The 15,113-nt window shown below is 66.4% G+C and carries 12 protein-coding genes; all 12 read left to right on the top strand.

Annotated elements, in window-relative coordinates; genetic code table 11:
• The first annotated feature begins 2 nt into the window (after positions 1-2).
• The 12 genes from FGS76_RS08555 to eno all read left to right on the top strand — a co-directional run bounded on the left by FGS76_RS08555 (position 3) and on the right by eno (position 15,091).
• Positions 3-497, top strand: a complete 495-nt coding sequence (locus FGS76_RS08555; protein WP_138772210.1) for an OmpH/Skp family outer membrane protein — start codon at positions 3-5, stop codon at positions 495-497.
• Positions 498-501: 4 nt separating this feature from the next.
• A complete protein-coding gene (lpxD, locus tag FGS76_RS08550) occupies positions 502-1,518 on the top strand; it encodes a UDP-3-O-(3-hydroxymyristoyl)glucosamine N-acyltransferase (protein ID WP_138772209.1) in 1,017 nt (338 codons plus the stop codon).
• Between the two features lie 54 nt (positions 1,519-1,572).
• Complete coding sequence (gene fabZ / locus FGS76_RS08545) at positions 1,573-2,010, top strand: 3-hydroxyacyl-ACP dehydratase FabZ (protein ID WP_138772208.1); 438 nt, start codon at positions 1,573-1,575, stop codon at positions 2,008-2,010.
• A gap of 94 nt (positions 2,011-2,104) precedes the next feature.
• Positions 2,105-2,875: an acyl-ACP--UDP-N-acetylglucosamine O-acyltransferase gene (gene lpxA, locus FGS76_RS08540; protein ID WP_138772207.1), complete on the top strand. Its 771-nt coding sequence runs from the start codon at positions 2,105-2,107 to the stop codon at positions 2,873-2,875.
• 10 nt (positions 2,876-2,885) lie between these two features.
• Complete coding sequence (lpxB, locus tag FGS76_RS08535) at positions 2,886-4,037, top strand: lipid-A-disaccharide synthase (RefSeq protein WP_138772206.1); 1,152 nt, start codon at positions 2,886-2,888, stop codon at positions 4,035-4,037.
• Entirely contained in the window at positions 4,037-4,720 is a 684-nt protein-coding gene (rnhB, locus tag FGS76_RS08530; protein ID WP_138772205.1) for a ribonuclease HII, read from the top strand. Before lpxB ends, rnhB begins: the two co-directional genes overlap by 1 nt.
• Positions 4,713-8,252: a DNA polymerase III subunit alpha gene (dnaE, locus tag FGS76_RS08525; protein WP_205717221.1), complete on the top strand. Its 3,540-nt coding sequence runs from the start codon at positions 4,713-4,715 to the stop codon at positions 8,250-8,252. The genes rnhB and dnaE overlap by 8 nt, the downstream gene beginning before the upstream one ends.
• Before the next feature lie 373 nt (positions 8,253-8,625).
• Positions 8,626-9,597 (top strand): acetyl-CoA carboxylase carboxyl transferase subunit alpha, encoded by a 972-nt coding sequence (gene accA / locus FGS76_RS08520; protein ID WP_138772203.1) that lies wholly within the window; start codon positions 8,626-8,628, stop codon positions 9,595-9,597.
• An 18-nt stretch (positions 9,598-9,615) separates the two neighbouring features.
• Positions 9,616-10,917: a tRNA lysidine(34) synthetase TilS gene (tilS, locus tag FGS76_RS19780; RefSeq protein WP_138772202.1), complete on the top strand. Its 1,302-nt coding sequence runs from the start codon at positions 9,616-9,618 to the stop codon at positions 10,915-10,917.
• Between the two features lie 355 nt (positions 10,918-11,272).
• Positions 11,273-12,910, top strand: a complete 1,638-nt coding sequence (locus FGS76_RS08510) for a CTP synthase (RefSeq protein ID WP_138772201.1) — start codon at positions 11,273-11,275, stop codon at positions 12,908-12,910.
• 18 nt (positions 12,911-12,928) lie between these two features.
• A complete protein-coding gene (gene kdsA / locus FGS76_RS08505; protein WP_138772200.1) occupies positions 12,929-13,777 on the top strand; it encodes a 3-deoxy-8-phosphooctulonate synthase in 849 nt (282 codons plus the stop codon).
• A gap of 24 nt (positions 13,778-13,801) precedes the next feature.
• The gene (gene eno, locus FGS76_RS08500; RefSeq protein ID WP_138772199.1) at positions 13,802-15,091 is read left to right on the top strand and encodes a phosphopyruvate hydratase; all 1,290 of its coding nucleotides are present in this window, start codon (positions 13,802-13,804) and stop codon (positions 15,089-15,091) included.
• Positions 15,092-15,113 lie beyond the last annotated feature (22 nt).

Below are 15,113 nucleotides of genomic sequence, written 5' to 3'. Positions count from 1 at the left end.
TCATGAAAAAAACATTGCTTGCCGCTTTGCTGATGCTGCCCGTCCTTGCCGCCGCCGAACAACGCATCGGGGTTGTCGACCCCATCGGTGCGCTGCAACAGGCCAGTGAATTCCAGGACCGTTTTGGCAAACTGGAATCCTCCCTCAAGGACGAACAGGCCCGCCTGGACCGTCTCGGTGGTGAAGTGGAAAAACTGCGCGGTCGCCTGGAAAAAGAAGGCATGACCATGAGCGAGGACGAGCGCCAGGACCTGCAAACCAAGGGTCAGCAAAAGATGATCGAGCTGCAGAACCTGCGTCAGTCCGCCCAGCGCAAACTGAACAAGGGCCAGCAGGAAATCCTGGAAGTGATGGAGCCCAAGCTCAAGCAGGCGGTGGAAACCGTGGCCGAGCGTGAGAATCTGGACGTGGTGATGAACGCCCAGGCGGTGGTGTATGTGCAATCCAATATGGACATCACCGGCGCTGTCACCAAACAACTCAACAGCATGAAGTAATCCGATGGCGGTGACTCTGGCTTTTCTCGCCGAGGAACTGGGTGCCGAGCTGCACGGCCCGGAGGATCTCCAGGTCAGCGGCCTCGGCACCCTGGCGTCCGCCCGGGGCGACCAGCTCAGCTTTCTGGCCAATCCGCGCTATCGCTCGCAGCTGGAAACCACCGGCGCGGCGGCGGTGCTGCTGCGCGCCGACCAGCTCGAACATTGCCCGGTGGCGGCGCTGGTGGTGAGCGACCCCTACATGGCCTATGCCCGCGTCAGCCGGCACTTCGACACGGCGCCGGTGGCCCCGCCCGGGGTGCACCCCTCGGCGGTGGTGGACCCCGCCGCGCGGGTGCCGGCGTCGGCCAGCATCGGGCCCAATGTGGTGATCGAGGCGGACGTGGTGATCGGCGAGGGCGTGGTGATTGGCGCCAACACCGTGATCGGCGCGCGCTGTGAGATCGGCGACGGCTGTCATATCTGGCCAAATGTTACAATTTACCATGGTGTCACCATCGGGCCGCGCTCTATCATACACGCCCATTGCGTGCTGGGTGCCGACGGTTTCGGCTTCGCGCCCGGTGCCGACGGCTGGACCAAGATCGCCCAGGTGGGCGGTGTGCGCATCGGCGCCGACGTGGAAATTGGCGCCGGCACCACCGTGGACCGGGGCGCCATCGACGATACCGTGATCGGCAATGGGGTGATCCTGGATAATCAGATCCAGGTGGCCCATAACGTGGTGATCGGTGATCACACCGCCATCGCCGGCAAGGTGGGCATCGCCGGCAGCACGCGCATCGGCGCCCAATGCATGATCGGCGGCGCCGCCGGCCTTTCCGGGCACCTGGAAATCTGCGACAAGGTGCAAATCCTGGGTATGTCCCTGGTGTCCCGCTCGATCAGCGAGCCGGGAACCTACGGTTCCGCTCTTCCGGTGGACAGGCAGGACCGTTATCGTCGCAATGTGGCCCGATTCCGGCATCTGGACGAACTGCATCGCCGGGTGCGTAAACTGGAGCGTGACGCCGGAGAGTAGCCTCCCGAGAGGTGTGTTCCCCGGCGCTCCCTGTCTTTTGTTTGGATACAGAGCATGATGGACATTCATGAGGTGAGGGAATACCTGCCTCACCGCTATCCCTTTTTGCTGGTGGACCGCGTGGTTTCCGTGGAGCCCGGCAAACGCATCGAGGCGTACAAAAACGTCTCCATCAACGAGCCCTTCTTCAACGGGCATTTCCCCCAGGAACCGATCATGCCCGGCGTGCTGATCATCGAGGCGCTGGCCCAGGCCTCCGGCATTCTCGGTTTTGTCACCGAGAACAAGCGCCCGGCGGACGGTTTCATCTATCTGCTGGTGGGCACCGACCGGGCGCGCTTCAAACGCCAGGTGGTACCCGGCGACCGGCTGACGCTGAACTCCGAGTGGCTCACCCACCGCCGTAACATCGCCAAGTTCTCCTGCCACGCGGAAGTGGACGGCAAACTGGTGGCGGCCTGTGACCTGCTGGTGGCTGAACAGCGAGTGTGAATCGCCGCTGGAGCCGTCGCTAGAGGCGGCGGCCCCAGGGTATACTTCTCGCCTTTCCATCCCATTCGCAACGCCAGGGCGGACCCCCCCGACCATGATTCATCCCACAGCCATCATCGACCCCAAAGCGGAACTGGCCAGCGACGTGGAAGTCGGCCCTTATTCCGTGATCGGCGCCCACGTCACCATTGGCGCCGGCACGGTGATCGGGCCGCACGTGGTCATCCAGGGGCCCACCCGCATTGGCGAGAACAATCGCATCTTCCAGTTCGCCTCGGTGGGCGAGGAATGCCAGGACAAGAAGTACCGCGGGGAACCCACGCGCCTGGAAATCGGCGACAACAACGTGATCCGCGAGCACTGCACCCTGCACCGGGGCACCGTGCAGGACGAGGGCATCACCAGCCTGGGTAACAACAACCTGCTGATGGCCACCGTGCACGTGGCCCACGATTGCCGCATCGGCAGCGACAATATTTTCGCCAACACCACCGGCATCGCCGGCCACGTGAAAATCGGCGATGGCGTGATCCTGGGCGGCATGACCGGTATCCATCAGTTCTGCCGCATCGGCTCCTACGCCATGACCGCCGGCTGCAGCCTGGTGCTCAAGGACATTCCCGCCTATGTGATGGTGGGCGGCAACCCGGCCTCGGCGCGCAGCATGAACTTCGAGGGCATGCGCCGGCGTGGCTGGGACGCGGACGTGATCGCCACCCTGCGCCGCGCCTACAAGACCGTCTACCGCCGTGGTCTGACCCTGGAGCAGGCCATCGCCGAGCTGGAACCCCAGCGGGACGGTTGTCCGCCGCTGGCCCTGTTCCTGGATTCCCTGCGCGCCTCGGAGCGCGGCATCACCCGCTAAGGTATCCGCCATGGATACCCGCCAAGCCCCGCTGATTGCCCTGGTCGCCGGTGAAACCTCCGGTGACCTGCTGGGCGCCGGCCTGATCGCGGCGTTGCGCCGGCGCTGGCCGGACGCCCGCTTTATCGGCGTGGGCGGCGAGCGCATGGCCGCCGCCGGCCAGCACAGCCTGTTCCCCATGGAAAAACTGTCGGTGATGGGCATCACCGAGGTGATCCGCCATCTGCCGGAGCTGTTCCGGCTGCGCCGGCAACTGGTGGACGACCTGCTGGCCCGGCGCCCGGCGGTGGTGATCACCATCGACTCCCCGGATTTCACCCTGGGCGTGGCGAAACGGGTCCATGCCGCCGGCCTCAAGACCGTGCACTACGTGAGCCCGTCGGTATGGGCCTGGCGCCAGGGGCGGGTCAAGGGCATCCGCCGGGATGTGGACCTGATGCTTACCCTGTTTCCGTTCGAGGCCCGCTTCTACGAAGAGCACGGCGTGCCGGTGGCCTTCGTCGGCCACCCGCTGGCGGACATGATCGAGCTGGAGGTGGACGCCCGGGCGGCCCGCCGTGAACTGGGGCTGGCGGAAGAGGGCCGTATTCTCGCCGTGCTGCCCGGCAGCCGGGGCGGCGAAGTGGGGCAGTTGATGCCCGATTTCACCGATGCCATGGTGCGGCTGCGGGCCCGTTATCCGGACCTGCGTTTCGTGATTCCCGCCGCCAACGGCGCCCGCCGGGCCCAGATCGACGCCGCCCTGGCCGGCACCGAGCTGCCGGTGACGGTGGTGGATGGCCAGGGCCGCACGGTGATGGCCGCCGCCGACGCGGTGATGATGGCCTCTGGCACCGCCACCCTGGAGGGCATGTTGCTGAAGAAGCCCATGGTGGTGGGCTACCGGCTCGGCGCGGTGACCTTCGCCATTGTCTCGCGGCTGGTGAAAAGCGACTATGTGGCGTTACCCAATCTGCTGTGCCGCAAGCCGCTGGTGCCGGAACTGGTGCAGCAGGCGCTAAACGGCGCCGCCCTGGCGGACGCCGTGGCCGCCTGGCTGGACGACCCGGACGGGGTGGCCCGTCTGCGCGACGATTTCACCCGCGTGCACCGGGAACTGCGCGGCGGCGCCAGCGAAAAGGCCGCCACGGCGGTGGCGGCGCTGCTGCAGGAGGACCACTGATGCCCGGCCCGTTCGCCGGCCCCTTTGCCGAGTACCCGCTGGCCGAACCGTTCCACCCCAGTGCCTTCGCCTGGCGTGAAGGCATGCAACTGGCCGGCGTCGACGAGGTGGGCCGTGGCCCGCTGGTGGGCGCGGTGGTCACCGCGGCGGTGGTGCTGGACCCGGCGCGGCCCATCGATGGCCTGGCGGATTCCAAGAAGCTCACGCCGGCCCGCCGTGAGCGGTTGGCGGTGGCGATCCGCGAGCGCGCCCTGGGCTGGGCCCTGGGCCGTGCCGAGCACCATGAAATCGATGATCTGAACATCTACCATGCCACCCACCTGGCCATGGTGCGGGCGGTGGAATCCCTGACCGTGCAGGTGGACGCGGTGCTGGTGGACGGCAACCGCAGCCCGGTGTTCGCCTGCCCGGCGGAGGCGGTGGTCAAGGGCGACGGCCGAGTGCCGGCCATCGCCGCCGCCTCGATCCTGGCCAAGGTGGCCCGGGACGCGGAAATGGTGGCCCTGCACCGGCGCCATCCGGTGTACGGTTTCGACCGTCACAAGGGTTACCCCACCGCCGCCCACTTGGCGGCGCTGCGCGAGCATGGCCCGCTGGCCGAACACCGGCGCTCGTTCGCGCCGGTGGCGGCCTGTTACCAATCCCTTTCTTCCTCTGTTACCCGGGAGCCCGGCTTTGACTGAACCCCGCTTTGTTCATTTGCGTGTGCACACCGACTATTCCCTGGTGGACGGGGTGGTGCGCGTCAAGGAACTGATCAAGGCCTGTGGTGAGCAGCGTATGCCGGCGGTGGCGGTCACCGACGAGAACAACCTGTTCGCCCTGATCAAGTTCTACTCCGGCGCCATGAACGCCGGCCTCAAACCGATCATGGGCGCCGACCTGTGGGTGCAGGCGGACGACCCGGAAGACGAACCGCACTATGTGTGCTGTCTGGTGCAGAACGAGGACGGCTACCGCAACCTGACGCTGCTGATCAGCCGCGCCTGGCAGAGCAACCAGCACCGGGGCCGGGCGCTGATCCGCCGGGAGTGGCTGCTGGAACTCAACCAGGGCCTGATTCTGCTGTCCGGGGCGCGCTTTGGCGAAATAGGGCGGCTGCTGCTGTCCGGCAAGACCGACCAGGCCCGGGAGCGGGCGGCGGACTACCAGCGCGTGTTCGGGGACCGCTTCTATCTGGAGGTGCAGCGCACCGAGCGGCCCGGCGACGAGGACTGCCTGCACGCCAGCGTGGCCCTGGCCGCCGACCTGGGGCTGCCGGTGGTGGCCACCAACGACGTGCGCTTCCTGCGGCCGGAGGATTTCGAGGCCCACGAAGCCCGTGTCTGCATCCACGACGGCAACACCCTGGACGACCCACGCCGGCCCCGTAAGTACTCCGAGCAGCAGTACCTGAAAAGCGAAGAGGAAATGGCGGCGCTGTTCTCCGACCTGCCCGAGGCCCTGGAAAACAGCGTGGAGATCGCCCGCCGCTGTACCCTGGACATCCGCCTCGGCGAGAACTTCCTGCCGGATTTCCCGATCCCCGAGGGACTGACCATCGAGGAGTACTTCGGCAAGGTGTCCCGGGAGGGGCTGGAGGAGCGCCTGGCGGTGCTGCTCGACCGCGCCGATGCGGACTACGACGAGAAGCGCGCACCCTACGACGAGCGCCTGCGGTTCGAGCTGGACATCATCAATCAGATGGGCTTCCCCGGTTACTTTCTGATCGTGGCGGACTTTATCCAGTGGGGTAAGCAGCACGAGGTGCCGGTGGGCCCCGGCCGGGGTTCCGGTGCCGGTTCCCTGGTGGCCTACGCGCTCAAGATCACCGACCTGGACCCGATCGAATACGACCTGCTGTTCGAACGTTTCCTTAACCCGGAACGGGTTTCCATGCCCGACTTCGACGTGGACTTCTGCATGGAGAAGCGCGACCGGGTGATCAACTACGTGGCCGACAAATACGGCCGCGACGCGGTGAGCCAGATCATCACCTTCGGCACCATGGCCGCCAAGGCGGTGGTGCGCGACGTGGCGCGGGTGCAGGGCAAGCCCTACGGCATGGCCGACCGGCTCTCCAAGATGATTCCCGGCACCCCGGGCATGACCCTGAGCAAAGCCCTGGAGCAGGAAGACAACCTGCGCGAATTCCTGGAAGACGACGGCAACCCGGATAAGGAAGCGGTCAACGAAATCATGGAGATGGCCTTCAAGCTTGAAGGCCTGACCCGCAACGTGGGCAAGCACGCCGGCGGCGTGGTGATCGCCCCGGGCAAGCTCACCGACTTCGCGCCGCTGCACTGTGACGAGGAAGGCGACAACCTGGTTACCCAGTACGACAAGGACGACGTGGAAGCCGCCGGCCTGGTCAAGTTCGACTTCCTGGGTCTGAAGACCCTGACCATCATCGACTGGGCGGTGAAGGCCGCCAATGTGCGCCGCGAGCGGGAAGGCGAGGGGCCGCTGGAGATCGAGCGCATTCCGCTGGAGGACAAGCCCAGCTTCGACCTGCTCAAGAAGGGCGACACCACCGCCGTATTCCAGCTTGAAAGTCAGGGCATGAAGGAGCTGATCAAGAAGCTCAAGCCCGACGTGTTCGAGGACATCATCGCACTGGTGGCGCTGTACCGGCCGGGGCCCCTGGAATCCGGCATGGTGGACAACTTCATCAACCGGAAACACGGCCGCGAGCCGCTGGCCTACCCGGACCCGCAGTACCAGCACGAATGGCTGGAGCCGATCCTCAAGCCCACCTACGGGGTGATCCTATACCAGGAACAGGTGATGCAGATCGCCCAGGTGCTGGCCGGCTACACCCTGGGTGGCGCGGACATGCTGCGCCGCGCCATGGGTAAGAAGAAGCCCGAGGAGATGGCCAAGCAGCGCGAGATCTTCGAATCCGGCGCCAAGGACAAGGGCATCGACCCGGACCTGGCGATGAAGATCTTCGACCTGGTGGAAAAATTCGCCGGCTACGGCTTCAACAAATCCCACTCCGCCGCCTACGCCCTGGTGGCCTACCAGACCGCCTGGCTGAAGGCCCATTACCCGGCGGAATTCATGGCCGCGGTGATCTCCGCGGATATGCAGAACACCGACAAGGTGGTGACCTTCATCGACGAGGCCAAGTCCATGGGCCTCAAGGTGCTGCCGCCGGACGTGAACTCCTGCGGCTACCGGTTCACCGTTAACCCGGATGGCGACATCGTCTACGGCCTGGGCGCCATCAAGGGCCTGGGTGAAGGCCCCATCGAGGCCATCGTCAGCGCCCGGGGCGCCAGCGGCGAGGAAGGCGACACCGGTCGCTCCTTCGAGGACCTGTTCGATTTCTGCCGTCGCATCGACCTGAAGAAAACCAATAAGCGCTCCCTGGAGGCGCTGGTGCGCGCCGGCGCCCTGGACAAGCTGGGGCCCAACCAGCACTTCAACGACCGGGCCGTGCTGATGGCCACGCTGCCGGACGCCATCGCCGCCGCCGAGCAGGACGCCCGCAACCAGGCCGCCGGCATGATGGATCTGTTCGGTGGCGGCGACGATCACAGCGCCACCACCGAGGTGGCCTGGAAACCGGCCCGGGACTGGAACGACGAAATCCGCCTCAACGGCGAACGGGACACCCTGGGCCTGTTCCTGACCGGCCACCCCATCGACCAGTTTGAAACCGAGGTGCGCCAGTTCGTCAGCAACCGGCTCAACGCTCTGCAACCCACCGGCAAGGGCGAGGCGGCCACGGTGGCCGGCCTGGTGGTGGCGCTGCGCATCACCCGCAGCAAACGCAGCGGCGAGCGCATGGCGTTCATCACCCTGGACGACAAAACCGGGCGCCTGGAAGTGTCGGTGTTCGGCAAGACCTTCGCCCAGTTCGGCGAGCGGGTACAGAAGGACGCGCTACTGGTGATACGCGGCGGGGTGCGCATGGACGACTACACCGGCGGCTTTAACCTGATCGCCGACGAGGTCATGGACATGCGCGAGGCCCGCGCCACCTTCGGCCGCCGCCTGCGCGTCAAGGTGCCGGTGGACGATGGCCTGCCGGCCACCCTCAACCGGACCCTGGCGCCTTACCGGGCCAACGGCCAGGGCGGCGGGCTGGCGGTGCTGCTGGACCTGAAACACCGGGAGGCGGATGTGTCCATGTTCCTGGGCGACGACTGGCGGGTGATTCCCCATGAATCCCTGGTGGATGATCTGCGCGGCCGTTACGGTGACAAGGCCGTGACCTTGGAGTATTGATCCGGCGCCGGATCGCGACTGAAGTCGCTCCTACCGTGCCAGCATCGGGCGCCGTGGCCCGGGGTCATGCGGTGCGGTGGCCCGGGGGCGAGCGGTACGTGGCCGGGTATCATGCGGTGCCGTGGCCCGGGATCATGCGGTACGCGGCCCGGGGTCGGGCGGTACGTGGCCCGGGGTGATGCGGTACGCGGCCCGGGGTCGGGCGGTATCGTGGCCGGGGATGATGGTGTAGGAGCGGCTTCAGCCGCGATGCCGGCGCCACCAAACGGCGCACCGTGACGGTAACAACTTGCAACCTAAGAACCGACAGCGTCCCTCGACGCTGTCCAGCGCTTGCGGCTACACTTGACCGCACTATGGAAAGGGGTAGCACATGAATCCGAACTTCCTCGAATTTGAACAACCCATCGCCGATCTGGAAGCGAAAATCGAGGAACTGCGGCTGGTGGGCAGCGGCAGCGAGGTCAACATCTCCGAGGAGATCAGCAAGCTCCAGGAGAAGAGCATCACGCTCACCGAAAACATTTTCGGCAACCTCAGCGCCTGGCAGATCTCGCAATTGTCACGGCATCCGAAACGGCCTTACACGCTGGACTACGTGCAGCGCCTGTTCGGCGGCTTCGATGAGTTGCACGGCGACCGCAGTTTCGCGGACGACCCGGCCATCGTCGGCGGGGTCACCCGGCTGGATGACCGGCCGGTAATGGTGATCGGCCACCAGAAAGGCCGCGAAGTGAAGGAAAAGGTGCGCCGCAACTTCGGCATGCCGAAACCGGAAGGCTACCGCAAGGCCCTGCGCCTGATGGAGATGGCCGAGCGCTTCAAAATGCCGATCCTCACCTTTATCGACACACCCGGTGCCTTCCCCGGCATCGACGCCGAGGAGCGCGGGCAGTCGGAAGCCATCGCCCGCAACCTGCGCGTGATGTCCCAGCTGAAAGTGCCGATCGTGGCCACCGTGATCGGCGAGGGCGGCTCCGGCGGGGCACTGGCCATCGGCGTTTGCGACCACCTGCAGATGCTCGAGTACTCCACCTATTCGGTGATCTCCCCGGAAGGTTGTGCCTCGATTCTGTGGCGCAGCGCCGACAAGGCCCCGGAAGCGGCGGCGGCCATGGGCGTGGACGCCAGCCGTCTGCACGAACTGGGCATCGTCGATCAGGTCATCAAGGAGCCCCTGGGCGGCGCCCACCGGGACTACGATCAGGCCGCCGATTCGGTGCGCCGGGCCCTGGTGGAACAGCTCGCCAGCCTGTCGGAGCTGTCCGTGGAAGACCTGGTCGAACGCCGTTACCAGCGGCTGATGAGCTACGGCAACGTGACCAGCGAATCGGTGGACGACTAGTCCCCGACCGACCCGACCATGGCCCCGCGCCGCGATATTTCCCTGGATACACTGACCACCGACCTGGCCCGGCGCGCCCCGCCCGGGCCGCTGTGGCTGGCGTTCAGCGGCGGCCTGGATTCCACCGTGCTGTTGCATGCCCTGGCCCGCGCCGGCCTGGGCCCGCGCCTGACCGTGGCCCATGTGGACCATGGCCTGCACCCGGACAGCGCCGCCTGGGCCGGGCACTGCCAGCGCCAGGCCGCCGCCCTGGGCCTGGCCTTCCAGACCGAAAGGGTCACCGTGGACACCACCGCCGGCCTGGAAGCCGGCGCCCGTGAAGCCCGCTACCGGGCCCTGGCGGCCCGCGCCCGGGGCGCCACCCTGATTACCGCTCACCACCGGGACGACCAGGCCGAAACACTATTGCTGCGGCTGCTGCGCGGCGCCGGCGTGGCCGGCCTGGCGGCCATCCGTGAACACGGGGACTGGCAGGGCGTGCCGCTGTGGCGGCCGCTGCTGTCGGTATCCCGCCGGCGGTTGGCGGCGCTGGCGGAGCAGGGCGGCTGGCCCTGGCTGGAAGACCCCAGCAACCAGGATCAGAGTCTCGACCGTAATTACCTGCGTGGCACGGTGCTGCCGGCGCTGGCCGCCCGCTGGCCGGCGGCGGCCCGGCGCCTGGCGGTGGCCGCCGAACATCAGGCGGAGGCCGCCGACCTGCTGGCCGAGCGGGCCGCCGAGGACGCCCTGGCCCTGGGCGCGGAGGTGGACCGGCTGCCGCTCACGGTGACCGTCCTGAGCGGCCCCCGGCGGCGTAATCTGCTGCGCTGGTGGCTGGCCCGGGCCGGCGCCGGCGGCCCCGGCCGGGCCTTGTTGGCCCAGATCGAGGCGCTGCTGGCGGCGCCCCCGGATCGGGCCGCCCGGGTGCAGTGGGATCGCTGGCAGGTGCGCCGGTTCGCCGGTGATCTCTATCTATTGGACCAGGCCGCGCTGGCCCCCCTGGACCGGGAGTACCCTTGGCCGGCGGGCCACCGGCCGGTGGCCCTGGGCGCCTGGCGTCTGGCGCCGGCGGGGCAGGGACAAGCCGCCACCCTGTGGCGGCCGGTGGACGCCGGCCCCCTGCGGCTGGTGCCGGCCGCCGGCGGCGAGCGCCTGCACCGCAACGGCTGTCATCAGCGGGTGGCGGAACTGTGGCGGGCCGCCGGGGTGCCGCCCTGGCGGCGCCGGCAGTGGCCGCTGGTCTATGAGGGCGATACCCTGCGTTGCGTGCCCGGCGTGGGGGTGGACGATGCCTGGCGGCGGCGGGCGTTGGAGGGTTGGGTGTTGGTGGCGAACACCTGATCGCGACTGAAGTCGCTCCTACAGGGTGGGGGACGGCACCGGTAGGAGCGACTTCAGTCGCGATCCGACGTCCGGGCCAGCACACCACGCGATCCCCGCTCACTCCAGCGTACCTTTTACACCTCCAGGCCATCATTCCGGTTCCCTGGGCGAACCCGTTCTGTTACCATTTCTTCCCATCCTGACGTCGCGCAAACCCCTGATATCAGCGGGGTTCCGGCCGTCGACGGCCCGATCCAATGCTTCCAGAAAAAACAACCTTTGCCCGGCCTTCGGGGCAAGGGTATTTTTTTGGAGTATGGTCGCGGGCTGGCCGGATGCGCGCGCGTTCAATCCATGAGCTACTGGTGGGTGCATGGCACGTTTTATTTTCGTCACCGGCGGGGTCGTGTCCTCTCTGGGCAAGGGCATTACCTCGGCGTCCCTGGCTTCCTTGCTGGAAGCCCGTGGCCTCAGAGTCACGCTGATCAAGATGGACCCCTATATCAACGTGGACCCGGGCACCATGAGCCCGTACCAGCATGGCGAGGTGTTCGTCACCGAGGACGGTGCCGAAACCGACCTGGACCTGGGCCACTATGAGCGCTTTATCCGCACCCGGCTGAGCCGCCGCAACAGTTTCACCACCGGCCGCGTCTATCAGGACGTGCTGGACAAGGAACGGCGCGGCGAATACCTGGGCGCCACCGTGCAGGTGATTCCCCACATCACCGATGAAATCAAGCTGAAAATCCAGGAAGGCGCCGGTGACGCCGACGTGGCCATCGTCGAGATCGGCGGTACCGCCGGTGACATCGAATCGCTGCCGTTCCTGGAAGCGGTGCGCCAGATGCGCGTGGAGCTGGGCTCCAGCCGCTCGCTGCTGGTGCACCTGACGCTGGTGCCGTACATCGCCTCCGCCGGCGAGATCAAGACCAAACCCACCCAGCATTCGGTGAAGGAGCTGCGCTCGATCGGCCTGCAGCCGGACATGCTGGTGTGCCGCGCCGACCACCCGATTCCCCAGGGGGCCCGGGAGAAGATCGCGCTGTTCACCAATGTGGAAGCCCGCGCGGTGATCACCGCCCCGGACTGCCAGACCATTTACCAGGTGCCCCGGGTCCTGCATGAGCAGGGCATGGACGACATCGTGCTGGACAAGTTCGGCCTCGATCTGCCGGCCCCGGACCTGAGCGAATGGGACCGGGTGGTGGAAGCACAGCTCAACCCCGAGCACGAAATCACCATCGGCATGGTGGGCAAGTACATCGATCTGGCGGACGCCTACAAGTCGCTGAACGAAGCGCTGATGCACGCCGGCATCGCCGCCCGCGCCAAGGTCAATATCCGCTATATCGACGCCGAGGACATTGAGCGCCACGGCACCGGCGAACTGAACAAGGTGGATGCCATTCTGGTGCCCGGCGGCTTCGGCGACCGGGGCACCGAGGGCAAGATCGCGGCGATCCGTTACGCCCGCGAGAACCGGGTGCCGTACCTGGGCATCTGCCTGGGCATGCAGCTGGCGGTGATCGAGTACGCCCGCGACGTGGCCGGCATCAGCGACGCCCATTCCACCGAACTGAAGCCCGGCACCAGCGACCCGGTGGTGGCGCTGATCACCGAGTGGACCCGTGAGGATGGCGCCCTGGAACGGCGCTCGGAAGCCTCCGACCTGGGTGGTACCATGCGCCTGGGCGGCCAGGAATGCGTGCTTGAGGAAAACACCCTGGCGGCGCATTGCTACGGCAAGACGCACATCATCGAGCGGCATCGTCACCGCTATGAAGTGAACAACAACTACCTGCCGCAACTGGAAGCGGCCGGGCTGCGCATCGCCGGTCGGTCCCATGACGGCGAGCTGGTGGAAGTGATCGAGGTGCCGGACCATCCGTGGTTCGTGGCCTGCCAGTTCCATCCGGAATTCACCTCCACGCCCCGTGATGGCCACGGCCTGTTCCGGGGTTATGTGGAAGCGGCCCTGGCGGCCCATCTGGCCGCCGGCAACGATTAACGGTAAAGGACACCGCCGATGACGGATTCCATCACCCTGCGCCTGGGCGACCGGGCGTTTGGCAACGACCAGCCCATGGCCCTGTTCGGCGGCATGAACGTTCTGGAGTCCCGGGACCTGGCCATGCAGGTGGCCGAAGCCTACGCCGAGGCCACCACCGCCTTGAACATTCCCTGGGTGTTCAAGGCCAGCTTCGACAAGGCCAACCGCTCCTCGCTGCATTCCTACCGTGGCCCGGGCCTGGACGAGGGCCTGAAGATCTTCCAGGAGATCAAGGACACCTACGACTGCCCGATCATCACCGACGTGCACGAGCCCTACCAGGCGGCGCCGGTGGCGGAAGTGGCGGACATCATCCAGTTGCCCGCCTTTCTGGCGCGGCAGACCGACCTGGTGGTGGCGATGGCGAAAACCGGCGCCATCATCAATATCAAGAAACCCCAGTTCATCGCCCCCCATGAAATGAAGCACATCCTGCACAAGTGCGAGGAGGCGGGGAACGACCGGCTGATTCTGTGCGAGCGCGGCTCCTGTTTCGGCTACAACAACCTGGTGGTGGACATGCTCGGCTTCGGCATCATGAAGCAGTTCCGCTACCCGCTGTTTTTCGATGTGACCCATGCGCTGCAGATGCCCGGCGGCCGTTCCGATTCCGCCGGCGGCCGTCGCCAGCAGGTGGCGGAGCTGGCCCGCGCCGGCATCAGCCAGGGCATCGCCGGGCTGTTTCTGGAAGCCCACCCGGACCCGGACAACGCCAAGTGCGATGGCCCCTGCGCCCTGCGTCTGGACCGGCTGCAGCCATTCCTTGAACAAATGCAGACCCTGGATAATGCCGTCAAGGCGTTGCCCGCCTTCGACAATCACTGAGTTCGTATCTAGAGAGACCGACCCATGTCCAAAATCGTCGACGTTAAGGCCCGTGAGATTCTCGATTCCCGCGGCAACCCCACCATCGAAGCCGATGTGATCCTGGAGTCCGGCCACAGCGCCAGCGCCTGCGCCCCCAGCGGTGCCTCCACCGGCTCCCGGGAAGCGCTGGAACTGCGCGACGGGGACAAGAGCCGTTACCTGGGCAAGGGCGTGACCCGCGCGGTGGGCAACGTCAATTCCCAGATTCGTGAATTGCTGGTGGGCGTGGACGCCGCCGATCAGCGCGGCCTGGACCAGGCCATGATCGACGCCGACGGCACCGAGAACAAAGGCAACCTGGGCGCCAACGCCATCCTGGCGGTGTCCCTGGCCGCCGCCAAGGCGGAAGCCCTGGCCCAGGATAAGCCGCTGTACGAGTACATCTCCGACCTGCAGGACGACGACAACGAGTACTCCCTGCCGGTGCCGATGATGAACATCATCAACGGCGGTGAACACGCCGATAACAACGTGGACATCCAGGAGTTCATGATCCAACCGGTGGGCGCGCCCACCGTGGCCGAAGCGATCCGCTACGGCGCCGAGGTGTTCCACGCGCTCAAGGGCGTGCTCAAGGCCCGGGGCCTGAACACCGCCGTTGGTGACGAAGGCGGCTTCGCCCCGGATCTGCCCAGCAACGAGGCGGCCCTGGAAGCGATCATGGAAGCCATCGAAAAAGCGGGCTACAAGGCCGGTGAGGACATCACCCTGGCCCTGGACTGCGCCTCCAGCGAGTTCTACAAGGACGGCCAGTACGTGCTGGCCGGCGAGAACCGCAGCATGGACTCCGCCGGCTTCGCCGATTACCTGGCCGAGCTGTGCGACCGTTACCCGATCATCTCCATCGAGGACGGCATGGACGAGTCCGACTGGGACGGCTGGAAGATCCTCACCGAGAAGCTGGGCGACAAGGTGCAGCTGGTGGGCGACGACCTGTTCGTCACCAACACCAAGATCCTCAAGCGCGGCATCGACGAGAAGGTGGCCAACTCGATCCTGATCAAGTTCAACCAGATCGGTTCCCTGTCCGAAACCCTGGACGCCATCAAGATGGCCAAGGACGCCGGCTACACCGCGGTGATTTCCCACCGCAGCGGTGAGACCGCCGACACCACCATCGCCGACCTGGCGGTGGCCACCGCCGCCGGCCAGATCAAAACCGGCTCCCTGTGCCGTTCCGACCGGGTCGCCAAGTACAACCGCCTGATCCGCATCGAAGAGGAACTGGGTCGTGCCGCCTACAACGGCCGCAAAGAATTCCGGTTCCTGTAAGGCCTTGAAGGCCGGTCTGCCG

This window comes from Alloalcanivorax gelatiniphagus (assembly GCF_005938655.1).
GTDB lineage: Bacteria > Pseudomonadota > Gammaproteobacteria > Pseudomonadales > Alcanivoracaceae > Alloalcanivorax > Alloalcanivorax gelatiniphagus.
Note: the sequence above shows the minus strand (reverse complement) of the source record. Positions and strands in the feature narration are given on the sequence as shown.

Excerpts from the sequence above, each read along its gene's own strand:
- lpxB (WP_138772206.1), top strand. The coding sequence starts at position 2,886 with ATGGATACCCGCCAAGCCCCGCTGATTGCCCTGGTCGCCGGTGAAACC.
- eno (WP_138772199.1), top strand. The coding sequence starts at position 13,802 with ATGTCCAAAATCGTCGACGTTAAGGCCCGTGAGATTCTCGATTCCCGC.
- lpxA (WP_138772207.1), top strand. The coding sequence starts at position 2,105 with ATGATTCATCCCACAGCCATCATCGACCCCAAAGCGGAACTGGCCAGC.
- FGS76_RS08510 (WP_138772201.1), top strand. The coding sequence starts at position 11,273 with ATGGCACGTTTTATTTTCGTCACCGGCGGGGTCGTGTCCTCTCTGGGC.
- FGS76_RS08555 (WP_138772210.1), top strand. The coding sequence starts at position 3 with ATGAAAAAAACATTGCTTGCCGCTTTGCTGATGCTGCCCGTCCTTGCC.
- kdsA (WP_138772200.1), top strand. The coding sequence starts at position 12,929 with ATGACGGATTCCATCACCCTGCGCCTGGGCGACCGGGCGTTTGGCAAC.
- lpxD (WP_138772209.1), top strand. The coding sequence starts at position 502 with ATGGCGGTGACTCTGGCTTTTCTCGCCGAGGAACTGGGTGCCGAGCTG.
- rnhB (WP_138772205.1), top strand. The coding sequence starts at position 4,037 with ATGCCCGGCCCGTTCGCCGGCCCCTTTGCCGAGTACCCGCTGGCCGAA.
- fabZ (WP_138772208.1), top strand. The coding sequence starts at position 1,573 with ATGATGGACATTCATGAGGTGAGGGAATACCTGCCTCACCGCTATCCC.
- accA (WP_138772203.1), top strand. The coding sequence starts at position 8,626 with ATGAATCCGAACTTCCTCGAATTTGAACAACCCATCGCCGATCTGGAA.
- tilS (WP_138772202.1), top strand. The coding sequence starts at position 9,616 with ATGGCCCCGCGCCGCGATATTTCCCTGGATACACTGACCACCGACCTG.